Source organism: Sphingomonas arvum (genome assembly GCF_026013565.1).
Classification (GTDB): domain Bacteria; phylum Pseudomonadota; class Alphaproteobacteria; order Sphingomonadales; family Sphingomonadaceae; genus Sphingomicrobium; species Sphingomicrobium arvum.
Window position 1 is genome coordinate 181841 of sequence record NZ_JAPDOB010000002.1, and the last position, 20042, is coordinate 201882.

Annotated in this window: 24 protein-coding genes; 15 read left to right on the top strand and 9 right to left on the bottom strand. The window is 68.5% G+C overall.

Annotation, left to right across the window (positions count from 1 at the left end; genetic code table 11):
* Positions 1-65 precede the first annotated feature (65 nt).
* Positions 66-830, bottom strand: a complete 765-nt coding sequence (locus tag OMW55_RS08405; RefSeq protein WP_264882368.1) for a TIGR02186 family protein — start codon at positions 828-830, stop codon at positions 66-68.
* A 4-nt stretch (positions 831-834) separates the two neighbouring features.
* On the bottom strand, positions 835-1746 hold the full coding sequence (locus tag OMW55_RS08410; RefSeq protein WP_264882369.1) for a sulfite exporter TauE/SafE family protein: 912 nt from the start codon (positions 1744-1746) through the stop codon (positions 835-837).
* A 119-nt stretch (positions 1747-1865) separates the two neighbouring features.
* Between OMW55_RS08410 and OMW55_RS08415 the strand changes: the two genes are divergently transcribed.
* Positions 1866-2816 carry an aldo/keto reductase family protein gene (locus OMW55_RS08415; RefSeq protein WP_264882370.1) on the top strand — a complete coding sequence of 317 codons (951 nt, stop codon included), beginning with the start codon at positions 1866-1868 and terminating at the stop codon, positions 2814-2816.
* A 28-nt stretch (positions 2817-2844) separates the two neighbouring features.
* On the opposite strand, the gene OMW55_RS08420 is transcribed toward OMW55_RS08415, so the two are convergent.
* From OMW55_RS08420 to OMW55_RS08430, 3 genes are read right to left on the bottom strand one after another with little or no spacing between them, the layout of a single operon-like run.
* The gene (locus OMW55_RS08420; protein WP_264882372.1) at positions 2845-3972 is read right to left on the bottom strand and encodes a M48 family metallopeptidase; all 1128 of its coding nucleotides are present in this window, start codon (positions 3970-3972) and stop codon (positions 2845-2847) included.
* Between the two features lie 7 nt (positions 3973-3979).
* The gene (locus OMW55_RS08425) at positions 3980-5059 is read right to left on the bottom strand and encodes a YjgN family protein (RefSeq protein WP_264882374.1); all 1080 of its coding nucleotides are present in this window, start codon (positions 5057-5059) and stop codon (positions 3980-3982) included.
* A gap of 55 nt (positions 5060-5114) precedes the next feature.
* A complete protein-coding gene (locus OMW55_RS08430) occupies positions 5115-7466 on the bottom strand; it encodes a S8 family peptidase (protein WP_264882375.1) in 2352 nt (783 codons plus the stop codon).
* A gap of 131 nt (positions 7467-7597) precedes the next feature.
* Between OMW55_RS08430 and dapD the strand changes: the two genes are divergently transcribed.
* Positions 7598-8419, top strand: coding sequence for a 2,3,4,5-tetrahydropyridine-2,6-dicarboxylate N-succinyltransferase (gene dapD / locus OMW55_RS08435; protein WP_264882376.1), 822 nt, complete (start codon positions 7598-7600; stop codon positions 8417-8419).
* A 10-nt stretch (positions 8420-8429) separates the two neighbouring features.
* Here the strand turns inward: dapD and OMW55_RS08440 are convergent, their stop codons facing one another.
* A complete protein-coding gene (locus tag OMW55_RS08440; RefSeq protein WP_264882377.1) occupies positions 8430-9146 on the bottom strand; it encodes a CPBP family intramembrane glutamic endopeptidase, BDIM_20840 family in 717 nt (238 codons plus the stop codon).
* A gap of 184 nt (positions 9147-9330) precedes the next feature.
* Between OMW55_RS08440 and OMW55_RS08445 the strand changes: the two genes are divergently transcribed.
* Positions 9331-10074 (top strand): hypothetical protein, encoded by a 744-nt coding sequence (locus tag OMW55_RS08445; RefSeq protein WP_264882378.1) that lies wholly within the window; start codon positions 9331-9333, stop codon positions 10072-10074.
* A gap of 10 nt (positions 10075-10084) precedes the next feature.
* On the opposite strand, the gene OMW55_RS08450 is transcribed toward OMW55_RS08445, so the two are convergent.
* Entirely contained in the window at positions 10085-10639 is a 555-nt protein-coding gene (locus OMW55_RS08450) for a TlpA family protein disulfide reductase (RefSeq protein ID WP_264882381.1), read from the bottom strand.
* Between OMW55_RS08450 and OMW55_RS08455 the strand changes: the two genes are divergently transcribed.
* Both OMW55_RS08455 and OMW55_RS08460 read left to right on the top strand, forming a co-directional pair.
* Positions 10638-10988, top strand: a complete 351-nt coding sequence (locus tag OMW55_RS08455; protein ID WP_264882382.1) for a hypothetical protein — start codon at positions 10638-10640, stop codon at positions 10986-10988. The two genes, OMW55_RS08450 and OMW55_RS08455, sit on opposite strands and share 2 nt — an antisense overlap.
* A complete protein-coding gene (locus OMW55_RS08460; protein WP_264882384.1) occupies positions 10985-11848 on the top strand; it encodes a UTP--glucose-1-phosphate uridylyltransferase in 864 nt (287 codons plus the stop codon). The genes OMW55_RS08455 and OMW55_RS08460 overlap by 4 nt, the downstream gene beginning before the upstream one ends.
* On the opposite strand, the gene OMW55_RS08465 is transcribed toward OMW55_RS08460, so the two are convergent.
* The gene (locus OMW55_RS08465; RefSeq protein ID WP_264882386.1) at positions 11845-12411 is read right to left on the bottom strand and encodes an HNH endonuclease; all 567 of its coding nucleotides are present in this window, start codon (positions 12409-12411) and stop codon (positions 11845-11847) included. The genes OMW55_RS08460 and OMW55_RS08465 overlap by 4 nt on opposite strands.
* Positions 12412-12579: 168 nt before the next feature.
* On the opposite strand from OMW55_RS08465, the gene gluQRS reads away from it, so the two are divergent.
* From gluQRS to OMW55_RS08515, 10 genes are read left to right on the top strand one after another with little or no spacing between them, the layout of a single operon-like run.
* Positions 12580-13416: a tRNA glutamyl-Q(34) synthetase GluQRS gene (gene gluQRS, locus OMW55_RS08470; protein ID WP_264882387.1), complete on the top strand. Its 837-nt coding sequence runs from the start codon at positions 12580-12582 to the stop codon at positions 13414-13416.
* 11 nt (positions 13417-13427) lie between these two features.
* Positions 13428-13631 carry an HIG1 domain-containing protein gene (locus OMW55_RS08475; protein WP_264882389.1) on the top strand — a complete coding sequence of 68 codons (204 nt, stop codon included), beginning with the start codon at positions 13428-13430 and terminating at the stop codon, positions 13629-13631.
* Between the two features lies 1 nt (position 13632).
* Complete coding sequence (locus OMW55_RS08480; RefSeq protein ID WP_264883966.1) at positions 13633-14199, top strand: cob(I)yrinic acid a,c-diamide adenosyltransferase; 567 nt, start codon at positions 13633-13635, stop codon at positions 14197-14199.
* A 50-nt stretch (positions 14200-14249) separates the two neighbouring features.
* Positions 14250-14783 carry a DUF1440 domain-containing protein gene (locus OMW55_RS08485; protein ID WP_264882390.1) on the top strand — a complete coding sequence of 178 codons (534 nt, stop codon included), beginning with the start codon at positions 14250-14252 and terminating at the stop codon, positions 14781-14783.
* Between the two features lie 19 nt (positions 14784-14802).
* A complete protein-coding gene (gene egtB / locus OMW55_RS08490) occupies positions 14803-16041 on the top strand; it encodes an ergothioneine biosynthesis protein EgtB (RefSeq protein ID WP_264882391.1) in 1239 nt (412 codons plus the stop codon).
* Complete coding sequence (egtD, locus tag OMW55_RS08495; RefSeq protein ID WP_264882393.1) at positions 16031-16975, top strand: L-histidine N(alpha)-methyltransferase; 945 nt, start codon at positions 16031-16033, stop codon at positions 16973-16975. Before egtB ends, egtD begins: the two co-directional genes overlap by 11 nt.
* Before the next feature lie 44 nt (positions 16976-17019).
* Positions 17020-17313: a YggT family protein gene (locus OMW55_RS08500; protein WP_264882395.1), complete on the top strand. Its 294-nt coding sequence runs from the start codon at positions 17020-17022 to the stop codon at positions 17311-17313.
* Between the two features lies 1 nt (position 17314).
* Positions 17315-18208: a bifunctional methylenetetrahydrofolate dehydrogenase/methenyltetrahydrofolate cyclohydrolase FolD gene (folD, locus tag OMW55_RS08505; RefSeq protein ID WP_264882396.1), complete on the top strand. Its 894-nt coding sequence runs from the start codon at positions 17315-17317 to the stop codon at positions 18206-18208.
* On the top strand, positions 18205-18840 hold the full coding sequence (locus OMW55_RS08510; protein WP_264882397.1) for a hypothetical protein: 636 nt from the start codon (positions 18205-18207) through the stop codon (positions 18838-18840). The genes folD and OMW55_RS08510 overlap by 4 nt, the downstream gene beginning before the upstream one ends.
* Positions 18837-19457 carry a MarC family protein gene (locus OMW55_RS08515; RefSeq protein ID WP_264882399.1) on the top strand — a complete coding sequence of 207 codons (621 nt, stop codon included), beginning with the start codon at positions 18837-18839 and terminating at the stop codon, positions 19455-19457. The genes OMW55_RS08510 and OMW55_RS08515 overlap by 4 nt, the downstream gene beginning before the upstream one ends.
* Before the next feature lie 24 nt (positions 19458-19481).
* Here OMW55_RS08515 and OMW55_RS08520 read toward each other — a convergent pair whose 3' ends face one another.
* A complete protein-coding gene (locus OMW55_RS08520) occupies positions 19482-20036 on the bottom strand; it encodes an EF-hand domain-containing protein (protein ID WP_264882400.1) in 555 nt (184 codons plus the stop codon).
* Positions 20037-20042 lie beyond the last annotated feature (6 nt).

Genomic DNA, 20042 nt, shown 5'->3' on the forward strand with positions numbered 1-20042 from the left:
GGTGTGCACGCGCTCCGAAAACAGGTCCAGGAGACGCGGTTAACGGGGCGGCAGTTAAGATTCCGTCACGCGCCGCGGCGGCGGAACAACTCGGCGGCCGCCCAGCCGAGCAGCAGGGGCAGGAGGATCGCCGCCAAACCGTAGAGGAAGGACTGGCGCTGCGCCGTCTGGGCGACGAACCGCTCGAACCCGGACTTGCCGACCTCGATGTCCTTGGTGGCCGCGGCGATGACCTTTCCCCGGTCGATCAGAAAAGTTTCCGCCGTATAGGTGCCGACCGGCACCTGGCTTGGGATGAAGATGCGCGCCCGGTAGAGGACCCCGCCGCTGATCTCTACGCCGTTCGGGTTCTCGGCGTAGAGGCCCTGGCGGTGGCGCAGCTCGAGCAGGCCTGCCTCGAAGCGGCGTTCCTTGTCCGGCTGGGCGCCGCCCCCGGGCGACAACTGCAGGTTCTGGAGGCCGAGTTCGTAGATGGCGGCGGTGCGCTCGTCGACGAGGTCGGCGATCGGCTTGGACGAGGCCACGGCGTAAAAGCCAGGTGCGGAGCGAAACCGGCTGCTTTCCGCATTGGTCCAGATGCCGGCGATCTTCTGCTTTTCGCGGACCAGGATCGGCTGGACCGGGCCTTTCAGGACCACGGCGATGTCGGCCTGGCGCTTGGGCACGCGCCCGCCGGGGTAGAGGATGGCACCGAACAGCAGCAGCTGGGCGCCGGTGAAGCTGTACTGGATATCGACCCGGCGGGCGGAGATGTCGGGCACCAGCTGCGGCGCGGACTGCGCCATCAGCAGCGGGGCAAGGAGCAGCATGGCGAGGCGGCGCGCCGTCATGGCGTCACAGATACTCGATCGAGAAGATCTCGTCCGGGCGGTAGGTGAGGCCCAGCGCCATGCGCAGCGCGACAAGGAGGATGATGATCGCCAGCGTCAGGCGCAGCAGGTCCGGCTTCAGCCGGGTGGTCATCATTGCGCCGTACTGGGCCCCGATCACGCCGCCGACCAGCAGTAGCGCCGCCAGGACGATGTCAACCGACTGGGTGGTCAGCGCGTGGATCATGGTCGTGGCGGCGCTGACCGCCAGGATCATCACCAGGCTGGTCCCGACCACCACGCGGGCGGCCATGCCAAGGATGTAGATCATGGCCGGCACCAGGATGAAGCCGCCGCCGACGCCGAGCAGGACGGTGAGGATGCCGGCGCCGAAGCCGAGCAGCGCTGGCGCGATCGGCGACAGGTAGAGTCCGGACGCATAGAAGCGCCAGCGGCCGGGAAGGGCGGCGACCCACTTGTTGTGGCGCGGGCGAGCGACTGCCTGCTCGGGCGTCTTGAGCCAGCCGAGTGCCTTCAGCGCGTCGCGCAGCATCAGCACGCCGATGGAGCCCAGCAGCAGCACGTAGAGGATGCCGATCACCGTATCGATCTGGCCCGTGGACTGGAGCAGGCGGAAGATGCCGGCACCCGCCAGGCTGCCGACCAGGCCCCCGGCGATCATCACCAGTCCCATCCGCAGGTCGACGCCGCCGCGCCGCATGTGGGCGAGTACGCCGGACACGCTGGCGCCGGTGATCTGGGTGGTGGCGGAAGCGACCGCCACGCTGGGCGGGATGCCGTAGAAGATCAGGAGCGGGGTGGTCAGGAAGCCCCCGCCGACCCCGAACAAGCCGGACAGCACGCCCACCAGCCCGCCCAGCACCACGATCAGCAGCGCGTTGACCGACATGCCGGCGATCGGGAGATAGATGTCCATGGCGCAGCGGACGCTAGCGGCAAAGCGCGGCGGTGCTAACCCCTTCTCGGACCGGTTGGCCAACGGTGGGATCGTTCGCGGGACGCTGAGGTTCTCCCCCCCGACAAAGGAGAGCGGCGATGAAGTACCGGCGGCTGGGCGACAGCGATCTGGAAGTATCGGAGATCAGCCTTGGGTCGTGGCTGACCTACGGCGTCGGCGTGGAGGCCGACAAGGCGCGGGCGTGCCTGGACACGGCGTTTGAGCAGGGCATCAACTTCATCGATACCGCCAACGTCTACGGGCGGGGCGCCGCGGAAAGCTTCCTTGGCGAGGCGCTGAAAGGGCGACCGCGCGACAGCTATGTGCTGGCGACCAAGCTCTATTTCCCGATGAGCGACACGGACCGCGGCCTGAGCCGGGTCCAGGTCGAAAAGCAGCTGGACGACAGCCTGGTGCGCCTGCGGACGGACGTGATCGATCTGTACCAGTGCCACCGCTACGACTGGGACACGTCGCTCCACGAGACCATGGAAGCGCTTTCCCGCGCGGTGGAGAGCGGCAAGGTGCGATACATCGGCTTTTCCGAGTGGCCGGCGGATCGGATCCAGGCGGCGCTGGACCTGGGCGACGTGGAAAAGTTCGTGTCGAGCCAGCCCCAGTACAGCCTGCTGTGGCGCGAACCGGAGGCGGAAGTGTTCCCGCTGAGTTTCGCCAACGGCATCGGCCAGATCGTCTGGTCGCCGCTTGGCCAGGGGGTGCTGACCGGCAAGTACGACCCGAACAGTCCGCCACCGGCCGGCAGCCGCGCGACCAGCGACGAGATGGGCGGCTGGATGGACCGGCTGATGCAAAAGCCCGTGCTGGAAGCGGTGCAGCGGTTGAAGCCGGTCGCGGCCGAGGCCGGGCTGAGCCTGACGCAGTTCGCGCTGGCCTGGGTGCTGCGCCGGCCGGAAGTATCCAGCGCCATCATCGGCGCGTCACGGCCGGAGCAGGTGGTCGAGAATTGCGGTGCCAGCGGTGCGCAGGTCGACCCGACGCTGTTCGCGCGGGCCGAGGAGATCATCGGCGAGGTGCTGGCGCCGGCGTAGCGGATGCTGGCGGCGGCGTGGGGTAGTGTTAGCGGACTTCGAAAGAGCCTGGGGGACCGCCGGATGCTGGGTGGACCGTAACCCGGTCCGGCTTCGTGGGTCCCTGCGGCAGCCGCATGGTCTCGAACTTCACGCAGGCAGTGTTGAGCGCGAACGCTTGATCAGGGCTTAGCGAGCGCTGGTAACGGTGCGTTGGATCGAAGCTGGCGGCGAACAGCTTGGCACGGCCCCCGCTGGCCGGATGGCTCTTCAGCCACTCGACGGAATAGCTGCGGTCCTCGCCGGTCTCCTTGGCCAGCCGCGCGAACAGCCGGGCGGTCGGGCGGGGATCGACGTTAGCTCGGCGCAGCGCCGCAATGGCGTCGGCGTCGGCCTGGGCTTCGTTGGCGCGGGTGTAGCTGAGCGACGCAACCTGCTGCGCGTTCGCGCCGATGCCACCGGCGAACAGCCGGATCAGCGCGCCGATGCCGAATTCTCGCAGGAGAGCTTCAGTCACGTGGCGGCGGCGGACGTGGGCGATCTCGTGCGCGAGCACGCCGGTCAGTTCATCCGAGTTCTGCGCACGGGCGATCATCTGCTTGAACACGATGATGTGGTTGCCCGGGATGGCCGCGGCGTTGAAGATGTTCACGTCGAAGGCGGCGAACCGGATGCGGTCGGGACCGCGGGTGACGCCAGGTTCGATCCGCTCCGCCAGGGTCTCGAGCGCACGTTGGCCAGAAGGGCTGCGGCAGCGGTTGTCGCCGAAGTCGCCGACGATGCTGTCGCCAAGGTTGCGCTCCCACCCGACGGGCACGTGCGGGGCGAGCCAGTGCGGCGCGGTGTAGCCGACCGCAACCACGGCAGCGGCGACCACGGCGCAGGCGGCTGCGGCCTTGCCGAGACCGAAGCGATCGATCCAGCCACCATAGCGACCGGGCCGGGGCAGCCGCGCAGCGAGGTCGGGATCGAGCGGCTCGTCCAGCAGTAGGCGCCAGCCGGAAACGTCCGAACGGCCGAGCCGCACCCGGCCGCCTTCGTCCGTCCGGACCAGCGTGTCGAGCGGCGCTACCAGCCGGTGCGCTGTTTCGGTGGTAAGCTCCAGTTCGTTGCCGGCCGTGCTGACCGTCACGGCATGCGGAAAGGCGGTGGTGCCGTCGTACAGTGTTCCGCGCATGGCCGGCTCAGATCGCGCCGAGATCGAAGGCATCCGCGAAGCCTTCGCTCTCGCGCGGGGCGCGGGTAGTCGACTGGGTCAGCTCGGCTAGGTCGATATGGCCATAGAGGTGCGCGTGGCGGACAATGAAGGACCAGTTGCGGTAGCCCCAGAAGGAGATGCCGAAGCCCAGCGTGACCATCGCCCACGCTATGTTGCCGAGGAACAGCTTAAGCCAGTCCCAAGTGGTGGCGTCAAAGCCGAATTGGAGCTCGCCGAGGCTCGTGGCGGCGGCGGCGTGGCGGTAGTACTTGGCATACCAATGAAGGGTGGCAAGCGGGATGGCGAGGTAGACCAAGGCGAACAAGCCGACGAAGATCACGCCCAAGGTGGCGCCGTTGACGCTGGAGCGGAGCGAAAACCCGACGATCGCCGCAAGAATGCCGCCGACGATCAGCATCGCGAACGGGGCGATATACAGCAGCGCCCAGCGGCGCTTCAGGCCCTCGGTGGTAAGGTCGGCGCGGAACGGCAGCGGGCCGAAGCTCATCTTGTTCCAGCGCAGGTTCCATAAGCTCGTCTGCGCCCAAGGGAACATGATGAACAGGGTGGCGAAGGCGGCCAGGCTACGACCGAGGTACTCGGCGGCATAGCTCCAGCCGCTGTCGTCACTCCCGCCGCGGATGCCGTGCCACCAGGTCCGGCTCAGCCGGTAGCGCAGGGCGCGGAAGCGGGCGAAGCCGATCAGCACGAAGATGCCGAGGTAGACGAGGGTGGCGAGGCCCGCCGCGGCGCCTTCCTTGCCGCGTGCGACCAGGGCCGGGAACACGAGCTGGATGAACAGGAAGAAGGGCAGCATGACGGCCATGACCATCAGGAAGCCGAAGAACATCTCCTTGCCGGTGCCGGTCCATTCCAGCGTGTCATCGATGACGTGCGTGCGCGACCACAGGTAGCGCCGCTCGCGGGCCGAGGCCCAGAAGCGATAGACGCCGAGGGTGACGACGACCAGCAGGACGTTGGTGGCGGCGATCGGCAGATATTCCCGCCAGTTGCCGGTGAACCGGATGGCGCGGCCGCCGAGGCCGTCGTGACGCACACTATCCATTCACTCTCCCCGGTAGCGGCGAAGAGTGAAGCGGGACTAAACGCTTGGCAAGCGGCTAGAAGCCTAGGCTGTAGCGCACCGCGCCGCCGATATCGGCGGGCGCATCCGCGATATGGCCGGGCTGCCGGCGGGCGAACAGGTTGGTGCCGAGCCACGCCTTGCCGCCCTGCAGCCGCCGGCTGTAGCCGAGTTCGGCGTCCACTTCGCGCCCGCTGGGCGTCAGGCCATAGCGGGTCTGCTGCAGCGTCGGGCTCATCGTGTCGAAGCTCCACGCGGTGGGCAGCAGCAGGTCGAGGCCGCCACCTACCACTTTGAGCGGCTGCGACAGGCGGAAGCCCAGGAGGTCGCCATCGGTCAGCAGGCCGGTCTTCGCAAGATCAAGGCCGTACGCGCGGGTGCGGAAGGCGCCGGAGCCGAAGCTGGTCCAGCCTTGGCGCGCGCTGAGGCCGCCGGACCAGCCGCGGCCGAAGTCGCGCCGGGCCTCCAGGTCGAGGAAGGTGGTGCGGGCTCCCTGCACGCCGCCAAGCGCCGCGGTGAATTCGCCGCCGAGCACGGTGCGGTCCTCATCCAGGCGGGTGAGGCCAGCGCTGAGCGCAGTACCGCCGTAGCGGCGGTCGACCGTCAGACTGGTGGAGCGGTAGCTGGCGTCGGGTCGCGCCAGCGAGGGCCGCAGGCTGCGCGCGACCTGGCCAGCCTCGCCCGCGAGGGTGATCCCGACGGCGCCGAGCTGGTGGCGAACGGCCATTGCGGAGCCGCGGTTGGCGTCGAAGCCGGGCTCGGCGGTGACGTCGCGAGCAGTCAGGAACGCACTGGAAGCCACGCCGGACAGGCGGCGCTGCATCGCCTTCGCCCCTTCCCTGAAGCCCAGTGCCACCGCGGTGCGGTTGTCGATACTGGCGACCATGGTGCCCGCGACCAGCCGCGCCTGGCGCAGGTCATTCGGGCCGATGCCGGTCTGGGCAAGCGCGAAGCCCTGGCGGAGGTCCGTCCGGCGGGTAACGGTCATGGCCACGCTGACTGGGCCGGTGCTGGCGCCGGCTTGGCTGACGTTGCCGGTCAGCGATCGGGCGAGCAGTGGCTGCTGCGGCGCCTGGCGCAGGCCGGCGGCGAGATCGACCGCGAAGGGGCGGGAGAAGCCGTCGAGGATGATGGCGCCCAGCGCCTTCCCGCCCGCATCTCCGACCGCGGACGGCGCGGTGCTGCTGGCGGCAACCGCGACATCGGTCCCGGCCAGGGTAGCCGTGCCGATCGGCTGGAAGGCCCTCGCCACATTGAGGCGGCCGCGGCCATAAACGTTGTCGATCCCAGCAGCGCCGAGGTCGTCGGCGCTGGCGAACAGGATCTTGACGATCTGCTGGCCCGTGAGGTTCGGATAGGCTTGGGCGAGCAGGGCAACGGCGCCGCTGATGGTAGGCGCCGAGAAGCTGGTGCCCGAATAATAGTAACGGGCGCCGTCCTGGTTGATGGTCTTCACGCCCGCACCAAGCGCCATCAGCGTGTAGTTGGCGCTGGTCCCCGCCCGGTTCGAGAAGGGCGAGATGGTGTCCGTACTCGTCGTGGTGCGCAGGTCGCCGTTGAAGGTGCCAACCGAGCCGGCGACAATCACCGAACCGGCGAACTGCGCCGCGGGTACGGCCGCAAACGGATCGGCGTTGGCGCCCTCGGGCTTGGCGCCGTCATTGCCGGCGGAGATGACCAGCACCACGCCCTTGCCGACCGCATAGCTGAAGGCGCCGAGCAGGGCCGCGCCGGGCGGGTCGCCGCCGAGCGAGAGGTTGATGACTTTGGCACCCGCGTCCGTCGCGACCCGCACGCCGGTGGCGATGGCCGGATCGCCGAACGAGCATTCCTTGTCCGGATCGGCGGTGCAGGTCCCCGCGGTGTCCGCGCGCATCATCACCACCGTCGCATCGGGAGCCACGCCGTGAATGTAGACGCCGTCCTTGGCCGCGGCCGCGGTCGCCGCGACGGCGGTACCGTGCCCGTCCTCGTCGGCGAGCGGGCGGTTGGCGCCGGTCACGTCGCGGCTGGCCGAGTCGATCCGACCGGTGAACTCGCTCAAACTCGGGTTGATGCCGCTGTCGATTACGCCGAGCTTCACGCCCCGGCCGGTCCAGCCCCCGTCGTAGGCGGGCAGCGCGCCGGACACCACCGCCGCGTTGCTGTTGCGGTATTCGATCGTGTCGTAACCACCCGTGGGCCGCGGAGTCGGGGTGCCGGTCATCGGCACGGTGGTCGAACTGGGGGTGGGGGTCGGCGTCGGCGTCGGCGTCGGCGCGGGCGGCGGAACCTCCGCGGCCACTGGGGCGGGCGCCGGCGCGGGGCCGCCGCCGCCGCCGCCACCCCCACAGGCCGAAAGGGACAGCACGAGCATGCAGCCGGTACCTGCCAGAAGCTTCTCGCGCATTCGTCCGACCTCCACCAAGCCGCTGATAAGTTTACAGATTTATTGGCCTATGCGGAAGGGAAGCTTTCAGTTTGCTGAAAGCGGACCGCGCGCTTAGGAGCGGGGCCGCTTGGTACCCAGGGGAGCATGACGTGGAACAGCTGCAGCAGGTCATTGAACACGCCTGGGAAGAGCGGGACGGCATCGGTCCAGATACCCGTGGTGACGTGCGCGGGGCAGTCGACCGGGCGTTGGCGCTGCTTGATTCGGGCGAAGCGCGGATCGCCGAGCAGGCGAACGACGGCTGGCAAGTTCACCAGTGGCTCAAGAAGGCGGTGCTGCTGAGTTTCCGGCTGCAGCCGATGGAGCTGATCGGCGGTGGTCCGGGCGCGGCCCACTGGTGGGACAAGGTCCCGAGCAAGTTTGCCGGCTGGAGCGAGGCGGAGTTCAGGGCGGCGGCGTTCCGCGCGGTGCCGGGCGCAATCGTCCGCCGCGGCGCCTACATCGCGCCCGGCGCAGTGCTGATGCCGAGCTTCGTCAACATTGGCGCGCGGGTCGGCGAGGGCGCGATGATCGACACCTGGGCGACGGTCGGTAGCTGCGCGCAGATCGGTCGCAACGTTCACGTCTCCGGCGGTGCAGGGATCGGCGGCGTGCTGGAACCGCTTCAGGCCGGGCCGGTAATCATCGAGGATGATTGCTTCATTGGCGCGCGGTCCGAAGTGGCCGAAGGCGTGGTGGTGGAGCGCGGCTCCGTGCTGAGCATGGGCGTGTTCCTGGGCGCCTCGACCAAGATCGTCGACCGCGCTTCGGGCGAGGTCATGTACGGCCGAGTGCCGGCCTATTCGGTGGTGGTGCCGGGCACGCTGCCGGGGAAAGACGGCGGCCCGAGCCTCGCCTGTGCGGTGATCGTCAAGACCGTGGACGAGCGCACCCGGTCCAAGACGGGGATTAACGAGCTGCTGCGCGACTGAGCGGCCTCGCTCAGATCCACAGCGAGATCGAGTTGCCGAAATTATGCAGGAGGACGGGCAGCAGCAGGCTGCCGGTCCGGTATCGCAACCAGACCGCGATGAAGGACGGCATCGCGGTCAGGGCCATGACCATGGGATCGAACGAGAAGGCTCCGTCTCCGTAGCCGAACGCGTGAGCGAGGCCGAACAACAAGCAGGACAGGACCGCACCCCAGCCCCAATCGACGCCGAGCAGCCGAACCCGAGCGGTGAACGCGCGATCGAGCGCGAAGAGGAGGATGCCGCGGTAGAAGGGCTCTTCCTGGAAGCCTGGCATGGTCAATTGGAAGGCGACATCCTCAGGCGTGCTCGTATCGCCGCCGAAGACGAGCGCGATGCCGAGGAAGAAGGCGCAATAGAGCAGGGCGACCGGAACGGCGGCCCGCAGGCTCCCGCCGCGCTGCTTGATTGTCAGTCCGACGCGGCGCCAGCCGAATGCGGGCAGCGAGGCAAGGACCAGGGTGGCGCCGAGGGCAAGGATCTGCCCCTGCCAGTTGCGGGTCGCCGCCGGAACCAGCTTTGGCAGCAAGCCGTAGCCACGGGTGAGCAGTAAGTCGTTCACCGCCACCAGCAGCGCGGCGATCAGCAACCAGCGAACATCGAAGTTGCGGCGTTGCGCCAGGCCGATGACAGCTCCAGCCACCAGCAGCAGGCCCAGCGTACCCCCAAGCGCGATCAGTCCGTCCATCGGCCTACCCCCCCACCAACAAGTGTAGCCAACGAGGCTGCCGACGCCAGCCCGCCGGTGCCTGGGCGATTGGTGCTGATTGCCGGGCCAGCGAAACCTGCCGGTAAGGGTTCCGGCCCCATGGGCGCCCGATTGATCAAGGCCGCCGGGCTGCATATCCGGTTGGCTCAGGGGGGAAGAAAAGATGTCGTTCAATCTCATGCTCGCGCTCGCGGCCGCCGCTGTCGGCAAACCGACGACTACCGATGCGATGAAGCCGCCCGTCATCACCACCGCGCCGGCCACGGGCCGGCGAGCCGTCGATCCGATGGAAGCGATGGCGGGCATGATGAAGATCATCGACAAGGTGTTTCCGGCCGGTCCGGAGCCAGAGCCGGCCCGGCTGGCGATCGCGCGCGACGCGACGTTCCGAATGTTCCCGAAGGGCGCCTATGCGCAGGCCATGAACGGCTTCATCGACAAGACGGTCGACCATGTGCTGAGCATGAGCGAAGCCGACCTTGCGGACCTGGCGCCGACGTCGGCGAAGAAGAATGGCAAGGCAGGCAAGCCGCCGAGCACGGAGCCGCTGCGCCTCGCGCTCACGCGTAAGGACCCAAACTTCGACGCCAAGCTTGCGGCGGGCAAGGCGTTCGCGCAGGTTATGTTGACCAAGGTGGCCGACGCGGCGGAGCCCCGCTTCCGCGACGGCATGGCGCGGTCGCTGGCACGCAAGTTCGACACCCGGCAGTTGGGCGAGATCCAAGCGTTCCTGGCGACTCCGACTGGCGCCGCCTACGGCCGCCAGATGATCGGCCTGTGGTTCGAGCCCGACGTGATCCGCGGTACCTTTGAGGCCTTTCCCGAGATCATGCGCCTGATGCCGGAACTCGCCAAAGACGGCGCTACATTCCAAGCCCAGATGGAAAGCGGGCCCAAGAAGAAGTGAGCAGAGCTCCCTAGCGCGCCTCGCTCAGCAGCTTCGCCGCCTCCAGGCCGGTCCAGTCAAGGTCACCCGAGTAGCGCCAGATCTCCTTGCCGTTCGAGCCGTAGAGTATCGTCGTCGGCAGGATGTTGACGCCAAGTTCGCTGCTCATCGCCATTTCCTTGTCCTGGAACGGCTCCAGGTCGATCTTCCGCTCGTCCAAGAAGGCGGCAACGGTCGACTGGGGCTGCATGTCCTGGCTCAGGGCGACGACCTGCGGCGCGTTCGCCTGTTTGGACAGCTTGGCGAGGGTGGGCAGCTCCTTGATGCACGGCGCGCACCAGGTCGCCCACAGGTTCAGCAGCACGGGCTTGCCGGATAGCTCGGCAAGGCTGGTGTCCTCCGCATCGCCGTTCTTGAACTCGATCGCCGGCGCGGCCTTGCCGGCCTGGGTACGGTCGAGCCCGCCGGCCTTCTGCGCGGGGGCTGCGGCCGGAGCGGACGCGGGTTCGGCTTGGTTCTGCGGGGAAACTTGCCTATCGCAGCCGACGATGAGCAGTGCCAGGAACAGCAGGGCGGGGGAGCGCATGATGGTGGCCTACCCGCTTGCCCCCACGCTTGGGAAGGGCATCGTGCTGCTGTGTGGCGCGTTGCTGGTGGCGGCTTGCGGCAAGGTGGGCGATCTTGAGCCGGCGCCGGGCCAGCCGCTGCCGGTCAAGCCCAAGCTGGCGCAGACAGTGCCGACTGCCGAGGAATTGCTGACGCCCCCGCCGTATGCCCGGCCCGAACGGACGGACGAGATCCAGTCGCGGAACCGGCCCCGTAGCGCCGACCGTTTCGACCTTCCGCCGCCCGACGGCGGGGCCGCGCCGACGGTGGAAACCAATGGCCAGGCCGAAACCCGCACCAACGATCCAGGACCCGCCTCACCCAAATGAACCAGCCCTTTAAACCCGTTCGCAAGGCCGTTTTTCCCGTCGCTGGACTCGGCACCCGCCTGCTGCCCGCAACCAAGACCATGCCCAAGGAGATGCTGACGGTGATCGACCGCCCGCTGATCCAATATGCGGTGGATGAGGCGCGCGAGGCGGGGATCGAGCAGCTGATCCTGGTGACCGGCCGCGGCAAGTCGGCGCTGGTCGACTATTTCGACCTGAGCTTCGAACTTGAATCGACTATGCGCGCGAAAGGCAAGGACCTGGCCGTGCTGGAACCCAGCCGGGTCCCGTATGGCGAACTGATCAGCGTCCGCCAGCAGGAGCCGTTGGGCCTCGGCCATGCCGTTTGGTGCGCCCGGCACGTAGTCGGTGACGAACCCTTCGCGGTGCTGCTGCCTGACGACCTGATGGCGGGGACGCCCGGCGCGCTCAGGCAGATGGTTGACGCCTACAACAAGGTCGGCGGGAACATCGTCTGCGCGGAGGAAGTCGCGCCGGAGAAGACGGCGAGCTACGGGATCGTCACGCCGGGCAATATGGACGGCAGGCTGACCGAAGTGCGCGGGCTGGTGGAGAAGCCGGCGCCCGAGGTTGCGCCGTCCCTCCTGGGCGTGATCGGTCGCTATATCCTGCAGCCGGAAGTCATGGGCGTGCTCGACGCGCAGGAACCCGGCGCTGGCGGCGAGATCCAGCTGACCGACGCCATGGCCAAGCTGATCGGCCGGCAGCCGTTCCACGCGGTCAAGGTGGATGCGGTGCGGCACGATTGCGGCGACCGGGCGGGGTACGTGCGAGCGACGATCGCGTTGGCGCTCGGACGGGACGACCTGCGTGACGTGGTGCGGGAAGCCGTCGCCTAAGGCTCCAGTTCGACGTCCCAGTAGAGATAGTCGCGCCAGCTCGCGTGGAGGTGGTTGGGCGGAAAGCTCTTGCCATGGTCCTGCAACTGCCAGCTGGTCGGCCGGATCGGTTCGCGGTGGATCGGCATGCCGGCCTGGCGCGGGGTGCGGCCGCCCTTTCTGAGGTTGCACGGCGCGCAGGCCGTGGCGACATTCTCCCACGTGGTGCGGCCGCCCTGGGCACGCGGGATGACGTGGTCGAAGGTCAGCTCCCGCCCGGAGCCGCAATAAACGCAGCGGAAGCGGTCGCGCAGGAACAGGTTGAAGCGGGTGAACGCCGGATACTCGTTGGGCCTGACAAACTGGCGCAGCGCGATGACGCTGGGCAGTTTCAGTGTGTGGGTCGGCGAATGAACCTCGCGCTCATAGTGGGCGACCACGTCGACCCGTTCGAGGAACATCGCCTTGACCGCGGTCTGCCACGGCCACAGGCTCAGCGGGTAATAGCTCAGCGGGGTATAGTCGGCGTTGAGGACGAGGGCGGGACAGCTGTCGGGATGGCGGATAAGTTCGGGTTGGTACACGAGCGCGCGGTGCCTCCGGTCGTTCAATGACCGAACCCGCGCTTCCCGGCCCGTCGCACCCAGGAGGAGAAACCGTTTTCGGCCCTTCCCTGATGCCAGCCGGGTGCCAGACCGGCGTGACAAGGGCATGAATCGCAAGTTGCAGGTTGGCGGTCAAGTGGGCACCAAGTGAGCACTTCCCGGTTCGCGCCCTCGCCGACGGGGCGGTTGCACCTTGGCCATGCCTATAGTGCGGTGCTTGGGCGGCGGGCCGCCGGGCGGTGGCTGCTCAGGATCGAGGACCTCGACCCGGGAAGAGCGCGGCCGGAGTTCGTCGCCGGGATCACCGAAGACCTCGCCTGGCTGGGGCTGCAGCATGATGGCGCGCCGCTGGTGCAGTCGGAGCGGGTCAGCGCCTATGCGGCGGCGCTTGACGAGCTCAAGCGACTTGGGCTGGTCTACCCGTGCTTCTGCACGCGCGCGGACATTGCCGCCTCGCTCACGGCGCCCCACGGGGATGCCGGGAGTGGCTATCCGGGCACCTGCCGCGGGCTGGCCGACGATCCGAAGCGGCGAGAGACGACGCCGCACAGCTGGCGGCTGGACAGCGCAACGGCGATCGCCAGGGCCGGAATGCCGGGGTGGATGGAAGCGGACGGGACTACCTTCGCCAGCGATGCGGCGCAGATCGGCGACGCGGTGCTGGCGCGCAAGGATGCGCCCTCGTCATATCACCTTGCCTGCGTGGTCGACGACGCCGCCAGCGATGTGGACCTGGTCGTGAGGGGCGCGGACCTGCGACCATCCACGCCGGTGCAGCGGCTGCTCCAGGTGCTGCTCGGCCTGCCGGAGCCGACCTATCTTCATCACCCGCTGGTGGCGCATGACGATGGGCGGCGGCTGGCCAAGCGCGACCGGGCGCCCACGCTGCAGGCGCTACGGGACTTAGGGCAAGACGGCCGGGAACTGGCGCAAAGCCTGGCCTTGGACGTTTTGCCCACTGGTTTCCGCTTCCTCCAGCCCTAGATAGGATCCCTATGTCCACCCTTCTCATCATCGTGCTGGTCGTCGCCATGGGCGCGACCGCCTACGTGCTGGTCCGCGGCGTCATGGCGATGGCGTCGGGCAAGGTCGGCAACCAGGAGCAGCAGCAGCAATGGATGCGCAAGCGCGTCCTGTACCAGGCGATCGCCGTGTTCCTGGCGGTGGCCATCCTGATGCTTGCCGGCGGCGGGCGCTAAGCTGGTCAAGCTCAACCGCATCTACACGCGGACCGGCGACGCCGGGGAAGCGGGGCTGGTCGACGGCAGCCGGGTGAGCAAGGCCGGGCTGCGGCTGACGGCGATCGGCGAAGTCGACGAAGCCAATTGCGCCGTCGGGCTCGCCCTTGCCGAATTGCCGGCGGGACATGCGGTCGCAGTCGCCTTGTCGCGGATCCAGAATGAGCTGTTCGACCTCGGCGCCGACCTCGCCACTCCCGGCGAGATGGAAGGGGCGCTGCGGATCGTCGCCGAACAGGTCGAGCGGCTGGAACGCGAGATCGACACGATGAACGAGGCCTTGGAGCCGTTGACCAGCTTCATCCTGCCGGGCGGGAGCCGGACGGTCGCCGCGCTGCACCTCGCTCGCGGGGTGGTGCGCCGGGCCGAGCGGGCGGCGGTCGCGCTGAACGAGGCCGGCCCGCTCAACCCGCACTTGCTGGCCTATCTGAACCGGCTGTCCGACCACCTGTTCGTCGCTGCCCGTGCCGCGGCGGCCGAGCAGGGCGGCGACGTGCTGTGGGTGCCCGGAGCCACGCGGGGCGACTGAACGGAACTGTGCTTCCCCGCTGCTCATTCAGCACGGGAAGGAGCACACCCATGAACGCACAGACCATCGTCCGGAACGGGGCACTGGGCATTGTCGGCGGCCTGGTGGCATCATTGGCGATGAACAGTTTTCAGAGCGGCTGGAGTGCGGCCAGCAAGCTCCTCAAACCTGAACAGGACCGCGGCGGCGGCGGCGAGCCGAGCACTGTCAAGGCCGCCGACCAGGTCTCCCAGGCTACCACCGGCAAGCCGATCCCGAACAAGGAGCGTCAGACGGCCGGGCAGGCCACCCATTACGCGTTCGGCGCCTTGCTCGGCGGGCTCTACGGCGCCGCGTCAACTGCTTACCCGGCGGTGCGGACCGGCTTCGGCGCACCGTTCGGAGCCGCGGTCTGGGCCGTGGCCGACGAGCTGGCAGTGCCCGCGGCCGGGCTGGCCAAGCCGCCGACGCAGACTCCGCTGTCCACCCACGCTTATTCCCTGGCATCGCACCTGCTGTTCGGCGCGGTGCTGGAATCCAGCCAATTGGCGTTGCAGCGCGGGTTCCGGGCGTTTGAAGAACGACGCGAACGACAGGCGGCCTGAAGCGAGCTATAGAGCGGGCATGGCCTCCGCCGCACCCGCCTTCCCGCCCGATGATCTCGCCGCGCGGCTGGCGGCGACTCGCGCCCTCACCCTGGAGCTCGCCCGGCCGCTCAGCGACGCGGACGCCTGCCTCCAGCCGTTCCCCGACGCGTCCCCGGCCAAGTGGCACCTGGCGCACACGACCTGGTTCTTCGAGACGTTCGTGCTGCGTGACCACGCGCCGGGCTACCGGTTGTTCGACGAGCGCTGGCCGTTCCTGTTCAACAGCTATTACGAGGGCGAAGGCGCGCGAATCGAGCGGGCTCGCCGCGGGCTGGTCAGTCGCCCAAGCCTGGAAGAAGTGCGCGCCTGGCGCGGGCATGTGGACGCGGCGCTTGAGCAGGCCTTGCCGGGTCTGTCCGGGGAGGCGCTGGCACTGGTCGACCTGGGCATCCAGCATGAGCAGCAACACCAGGAGCTGTTCCTGACCGACCTGCTGGCCGCCTTCGCTGCCAACCCGCTTGAGCCCGCTTACGGCGATCTGCCGCCTGCATCACGCCGTGCCAGCGAACCGCTAACCTGGCTGCGCGGACGCGAAGGCATCGTGGAGATCGGGGCCGCCGAGGGCGGGTTTGCGTTCGACTGCGAACGGCCGCGCTACCGCGTGCTGCTCGGCGCCCACGAGATCGCGCATCGGCCGGTGACCAACGGCGAGTGGCTGCAATTCATTGCTGATGGCGGTTACCGGACGGCCAGCCTGTGGCTGAGCGACGGCTGGGCCTGGGTGCAGGCGGAGCGTGTGGAAGCGCCGCTGTATTGGCGCATTGAGGAGGAAAGCGCCTTTACCCTCGCGGGCCGTCGGCCGCTCGACCACGCCGCACCGGTGGCGCACGTCAGCCATTACGAGGCAGACGCCTTCGCCCGCTGGGCCGGCGCGCGCCTGCCGACGGAATGCGAGTGGGAGAGCTTCGCCGCTTGCGCCGACCCCTCGACTGGCCACCAGCTCGATGCGGCCGGACCGGTGTTGCCGCAGCCCGGGGGTAGCATCTTCGGTGATGTCTGGAACTGGACGGGCTCGGCTTTCCTCCCACATCCGGGCTTCCACCCTGCGAAAGGCACGGTGGGCGAGTACAACGGCAAGTTCATGAGCGGGCAGATGGTGCTGAAGGGCGCCAGCTGCGCCACGCCGCGCGGGCACAGCCGGGCGAGCTATCGCAACTTCTTTCAGCCGGCGGCCCGCTGGCAATTCACCGGGGTGCGGCTCGCGCGTGACTGCTGATCCCCAATTCCGGACCGACGTGCTGCGCGGGTTGGCCAGCACGCCCAAGGCGATCCCGGCGCGCTGGCTGTACGACAGTCGCGGGTCGGAGCTGTTCGACGAAATCACCCGGCTGCCGAGCTATTACCCGACGCGGACCGAGTCGGCGCTGCTTCAGCGGATCATGCCGGAGGTGGCGGCGCGGGTCGGCCCAGGGCGGGCCGTGGTCGAGTTCGGCGCCGGATCATTGACCAAGACGCCCCTGCTGCTGGAAGCGATTGCACCGGCGTTCTATGTGCCGGTGGATATATCGGGCGATTACCTGCGCGCGAGCGCTGAGGAGCTGGTGGCCAAGCTGCCGGGCGTGCCGATCCATCCGGTGGAGGCGGACTTCGTCCAAGGCATGGACCTGCCGGACGACCTCCTTGCGCTGCCGAAGCTTGGCTTCTTCCCTGGCTCCACCATCGGTAATTTCATCCCCGCCAGCGCGACGGACCTCTTGCGCCACTTCCGCCGGACGCTGGGCACCGGCGCGCTGCTGCTGATCGGGATGGACCGGGTCAAGCCGGTCGAGCGGCTGTTGGCGGCATACGACGACCCGGAAGGGGTGACCGCTGCGTTCAACCTCAACCTGCTCGAGCGGATCAACCGCGAGCTCGATGGGACGGTGCCGATCGATACCTTCCGCCACGAGGCGCGCTGGAACGACATCCTAGGCCGGATCGAAATGCACCTGGTGGCTGGCCGCGACGTCGAGTTCCGGATCGGCGGCCAGCCGTTCCGGATGACCAAGGGCGAGAGCATCCACACGGAAAACAGCCACAAATATGGGCCTCGCGGTGGGCGGACACTGCTGCTGGCCGGCGGGTGGACGCCTGTGGTCGAGTGGACGGATGCGGCTCGGGATTTCGCGGTGGTGCTGGCCGAGGCGTTGCCGGAGCGGTTCGCGCCATGAGGCCGCGTGTTGCCCCGTTCACGCGGCCCGGCTAAGCCCCGCCCATGCTGCTCGCCTTGTTCAACATCGCCGACCTGATGCTGCGGGTACTCGGCTGGATTGTCATCGCCCAGGTGATCCTGAGCTGGCTGGTGGCATTCAACGTCATCAACACCAGTTCGGAAGGCGTGCGTCGCTTCCTGGTCGGCTTGGACAAGTTCCTGGCGCCTATCTACCGCCCGATCCGCAAGGTGCTGCCGGACTTCGGCGGGCTGGACCTGTCGCCGGTGGTGCTGCTGATCGCCATCCAGATCGTCCGCATGCTGCTGGCGGGGCTCGCCAGCGACGTCGCGGTCTAGCATGGCCGCGGCGCTGATCGACGGGCGGGCCGCGGCCGAGGCGCTGCGGGCGCGGGTCGGGATCGCCGCGGACTTCTTCCGTGCCGCGAGCGGGCGTGCGGCCGGTCTCGCCACCGTGCTGGTCGGCGAGGACCCGGCGAGCAGCGTCTACATCCGCTCCAAGATCAAGGCGACGCACGAAGCCAACATGCACGGGGTGCACCACCCCTTGCCGGCCGACACGCGCGAGGAGCAATTGCTGGCGCTGGTCGAGCAGTTGAACCGCGATCCCAGCGTGGACGGCATCCTGGTACAGCTGCCCCTGCCCGACCAGATCGACACCGCCCGGGTGATCGCCGCCATCGATCCGGACAAGGACGTCGACGGCTTCCATGTCGTCAACGCTGGCCGGCTGGCCGTCGGCGACCCGGACGCGCTAGTGCCGTGCACGCCGCTCGGCTGCCTGCATCTGCTCAAGAGCCACCTCGGCAGCCTCAGCGGCCTGGAGGCGGTGGTGATCGGGCGCTCCAATATCGTCGGCAAACCGATGGCGGCGCTGCTGCTGGCGGAAAGCTGCACCGTGACGATCGCGCATAGCCGCACGAGCGACCTGCCCGAGGTCTGCCGCCGCGCCGACATTCTCGTGGCGGCGGTCGGCCGGGCGGAGATGGTGCGGGGCGACTGGATCAAGCCGGGCGCTTGCCTGATCGACGTCGGCATCAATCGCGTTGCCGGGGCCGAGCCGGGGAAGACCCGGATTGTCGGCGACGTGGCGTTCGACGAGGCGCGCGAGGTAGCAGGCGCGATTACGCCCGTCCCGGGAGGCGTCGGCCCGATGACCATTGCCATGCTGCTGAGGAATACGCTGGTCGCGGCGCACCGCCGAGCCAACCTGGCCGTACCGGAGGACCTATGATCATCGCCATGCTGCTTGCCGCCGCGCCCGTCGCAACCGCCGTGGATGCGGAGCGCGCTTTTGCCGCCGATGCACGCCGGCTCGGCCAGTGGACCGCGTTCCGCAAGTGGGCCGATCCAGGCGCCGTGATGTTCACGCCGCAGGCGGCTTGGGCGCAGCGTTTCCTGCGCGGCCGCAAGAACCCGCCAAGGTCGGTGGAATGGTGGCCGGAGCAGAGCTTTGTGTCTTGTGACGGGCGCACGGCAGTCAACACCGGGCCGTGGCGGTTGGCGAGTGCTACCGGTTACTTCACGACCTTGTGGATCCGTGGCGCGCGGGGCTGGCGGTGGAGCGTGGATGGCGGGGACGAGGGCGCCCGGGCGACAACCATTCCGCCGCGGCTGACCGTGCGGCGGGCCGCGTGCACCAACCGCGCTCTCAGGCTCAAGCAGATCGAGGCCGCCTACCGCGCGCCGATCAACCGTGCCAACCCGCCGGGGGACACCGGCTACAACCAGTCGGCTGATGGCACCCTGCTCTATCAATGGAAGGTGGCGCCGGACGGCGCCCGGCAGCAGCAGGCCAAGCTATGGACCGGGCGGCGGTTCGAGCTGGTGCTCGATCAGCGGGTGGCAGTGCCGCCCAAGCAATGATCGAGCTGTTCACCTCGGCGCTGGTCACCTTCCTGGTGGTGATCGACCCGCCGGGGTGCGCGCCGATCTTCGCTTCATTGACCAGCGGCGCCGTCGCGGCCGAGCGACGGCGAATGGCGATCCGCTCCGCACTGATCGCCTGGGGCGTGCTGATGTTCTTCGCGCTGCTGGGCGAGCCACTGCTCCGAGCGCTTGGCATCCAGCTCGCAAGTTTTCGCATCGCCGGCGGGATCATGCTGTTCGCGATCGCGCTCGACATGGTGTTCGAAAAACGGACGGAGCGGCGGGAGGAGCGGGCCAGCCAGGTTGTTCAGGAGGACATCTCGGTCTTCCCGATGGCCATTCCGATGATCGCCGGACCCGGCTCAATCGCGTCCGCCATGCTGCTCACCGCCCGCGCCAACGGAACGGTGGAGTCGATCACGGTGCTGGCGGCGATGACAACCGTAATCCTGCTGACCATGGTCTCGCTGCTGATCGCGGGACCGCTGATGCGGCTCATCGGCCATCGGCTCGAAGCCATGGTCACCCGGATCCTAGGTGTGATCCTGGCCGCGCTCGCGGCGCAGTTCGTGGTGGACGGCCTCAAGGAGAGCTTTCCGGCCGTCCTGGCCTGAGGCTTAGCGCCGGCCACCACCCCACTAGCCGCGGGCTTGTTGCCGCTCGGCGTTCGTCAGCACGCCGTCGCGATTGCGATCGGCGGCGTCGAAGCGCTGCAACGCCGCGCCGGTCGCCTCCTGCACCGTCACCCGGCCATCGCGGTTGAAGTCGGCGGTGGCGAACATCCGGCTCACGGCTACGCCGCCCATCCGCTGTCCGCGCCGGCCAGCCTGACGCCGATCGGCATGCTGGGCACGGACCTGATCGAACTCGGCGCGGGTAATCACGCCATCATTGTTGAGGTCGCGCCGCGCAAACGCTTGGGCCAAGCGCTGCTGGCGGAGCGCCGGGTTCATGGCCCGTTGGCCACGCTGTCCGCGTACCTGCTGGCCGGCAGCCTGCGCCTCCTGCTGGGTCAGCACGCCGTCGCGGTTCAGGTCCAAACGGGCGAACATGCCTTGAACGCGCTGCAAGACTTGCGCGCGGGTCTGGGTGGCGTTGCGCTGTCCGGGGCCGAGACCGCCCTGCGGTACCTGGGCGACGGCGGCGGTGGCAGCGAGGCCGGCAAGCAGGCCGGCGACAAGCTTGAGCGTCATGAGAGC

What these genes read in the sequence shown, in the direction of transcription:
- OMW55_RS08420 (WP_264882372.1), bottom strand. Translation starts at nt 3,972, where the DNA reads ATGCGCGGAACACTGTACGACGGCACCACCGCCTTTCCGCATGCCGTG.
- OMW55_RS08445 (WP_264882378.1), top strand. Translation starts at nt 9,331, where the DNA reads ATGTCGTTCAATCTCATGCTCGCGCTCGCGGCCGCCGCTGTCGGCAAA.
- folD (WP_264882396.1), top strand. Translation starts at nt 17,315, where the DNA reads ATGGCCGCGGCGCTGATCGACGGGCGGGCCGCGGCCGAGGCGCTGCGG.
- OMW55_RS08440 (WP_264882377.1), bottom strand. Translation starts at nt 9,146, where the DNA reads ATGGACGGACTGATCGCGCTTGGGGGTACGCTGGGCCTGCTGCTGGTG.
- OMW55_RS08450 (WP_264882381.1), bottom strand. Translation starts at nt 10,639, where the DNA reads ATGCGCTCCCCCGCCCTGCTGTTCCTGGCACTGCTCATCGTCGGCTGC.
- OMW55_RS08455 (WP_264882382.1), top strand. Translation starts at nt 10,638, where the DNA reads ATGATGGTGGCCTACCCGCTTGCCCCCACGCTTGGGAAGGGCATCGTG.
- OMW55_RS08485 (WP_264882390.1), top strand. Translation starts at nt 14,250, where the DNA reads ATGAACGCACAGACCATCGTCCGGAACGGGGCACTGGGCATTGTCGGC.
- egtB (WP_264882391.1), top strand. Translation starts at nt 14,803, where the DNA reads ATGGCCTCCGCCGCACCCGCCTTCCCGCCCGATGATCTCGCCGCGCGG.
- OMW55_RS08520 (WP_264882400.1), bottom strand. Translation starts at nt 20,036, where the DNA reads ATGACGCTCAAGCTTGTCGCCGGCCTGCTTGCCGGCCTCGCTGCCACC.
- OMW55_RS08405 (WP_264882368.1), bottom strand. Translation starts at nt 830, where the DNA reads ATGACGGCGCGCCGCCTCGCCATGCTGCTCCTTGCCCCGCTGCTGATG.
- OMW55_RS08460 (WP_264882384.1), top strand. Translation starts at nt 10,985, where the DNA reads ATGAACCAGCCCTTTAAACCCGTTCGCAAGGCCGTTTTTCCCGTCGCT.
- OMW55_RS08415 (WP_264882370.1), top strand. Translation starts at nt 1,866, where the DNA reads ATGAAGTACCGGCGGCTGGGCGACAGCGATCTGGAAGTATCGGAGATC.
- OMW55_RS08410 (WP_264882369.1), bottom strand. Translation starts at nt 1,746, where the DNA reads ATGGACATCTATCTCCCGATCGCCGGCATGTCGGTCAACGCGCTGCTG.
- OMW55_RS08475 (WP_264882389.1), top strand. Translation starts at nt 13,428, where the DNA reads ATGTCCACCCTTCTCATCATCGTGCTGGTCGTCGCCATGGGCGCGACC.
- OMW55_RS08430 (WP_264882375.1), bottom strand. Translation starts at nt 7,466, where the DNA reads ATGCGCGAGAAGCTTCTGGCAGGTACCGGCTGCATGCTCGTGCTGTCC.
- OMW55_RS08425 (WP_264882374.1), bottom strand. Translation starts at nt 5,059, where the DNA reads ATGGATAGTGTGCGTCACGACGGCCTCGGCGGCCGCGCCATCCGGTTC.
- OMW55_RS08510 (WP_264882397.1), top strand. Translation starts at nt 18,205, where the DNA reads ATGATCATCGCCATGCTGCTTGCCGCCGCGCCCGTCGCAACCGCCGTG.
- OMW55_RS08515 (WP_264882399.1), top strand. Translation starts at nt 18,837, where the DNA reads ATGATCGAGCTGTTCACCTCGGCGCTGGTCACCTTCCTGGTGGTGATC.
- OMW55_RS08500 (WP_264882395.1), top strand. Translation starts at nt 17,020, where the DNA reads ATGCTGCTCGCCTTGTTCAACATCGCCGACCTGATGCTGCGGGTACTC.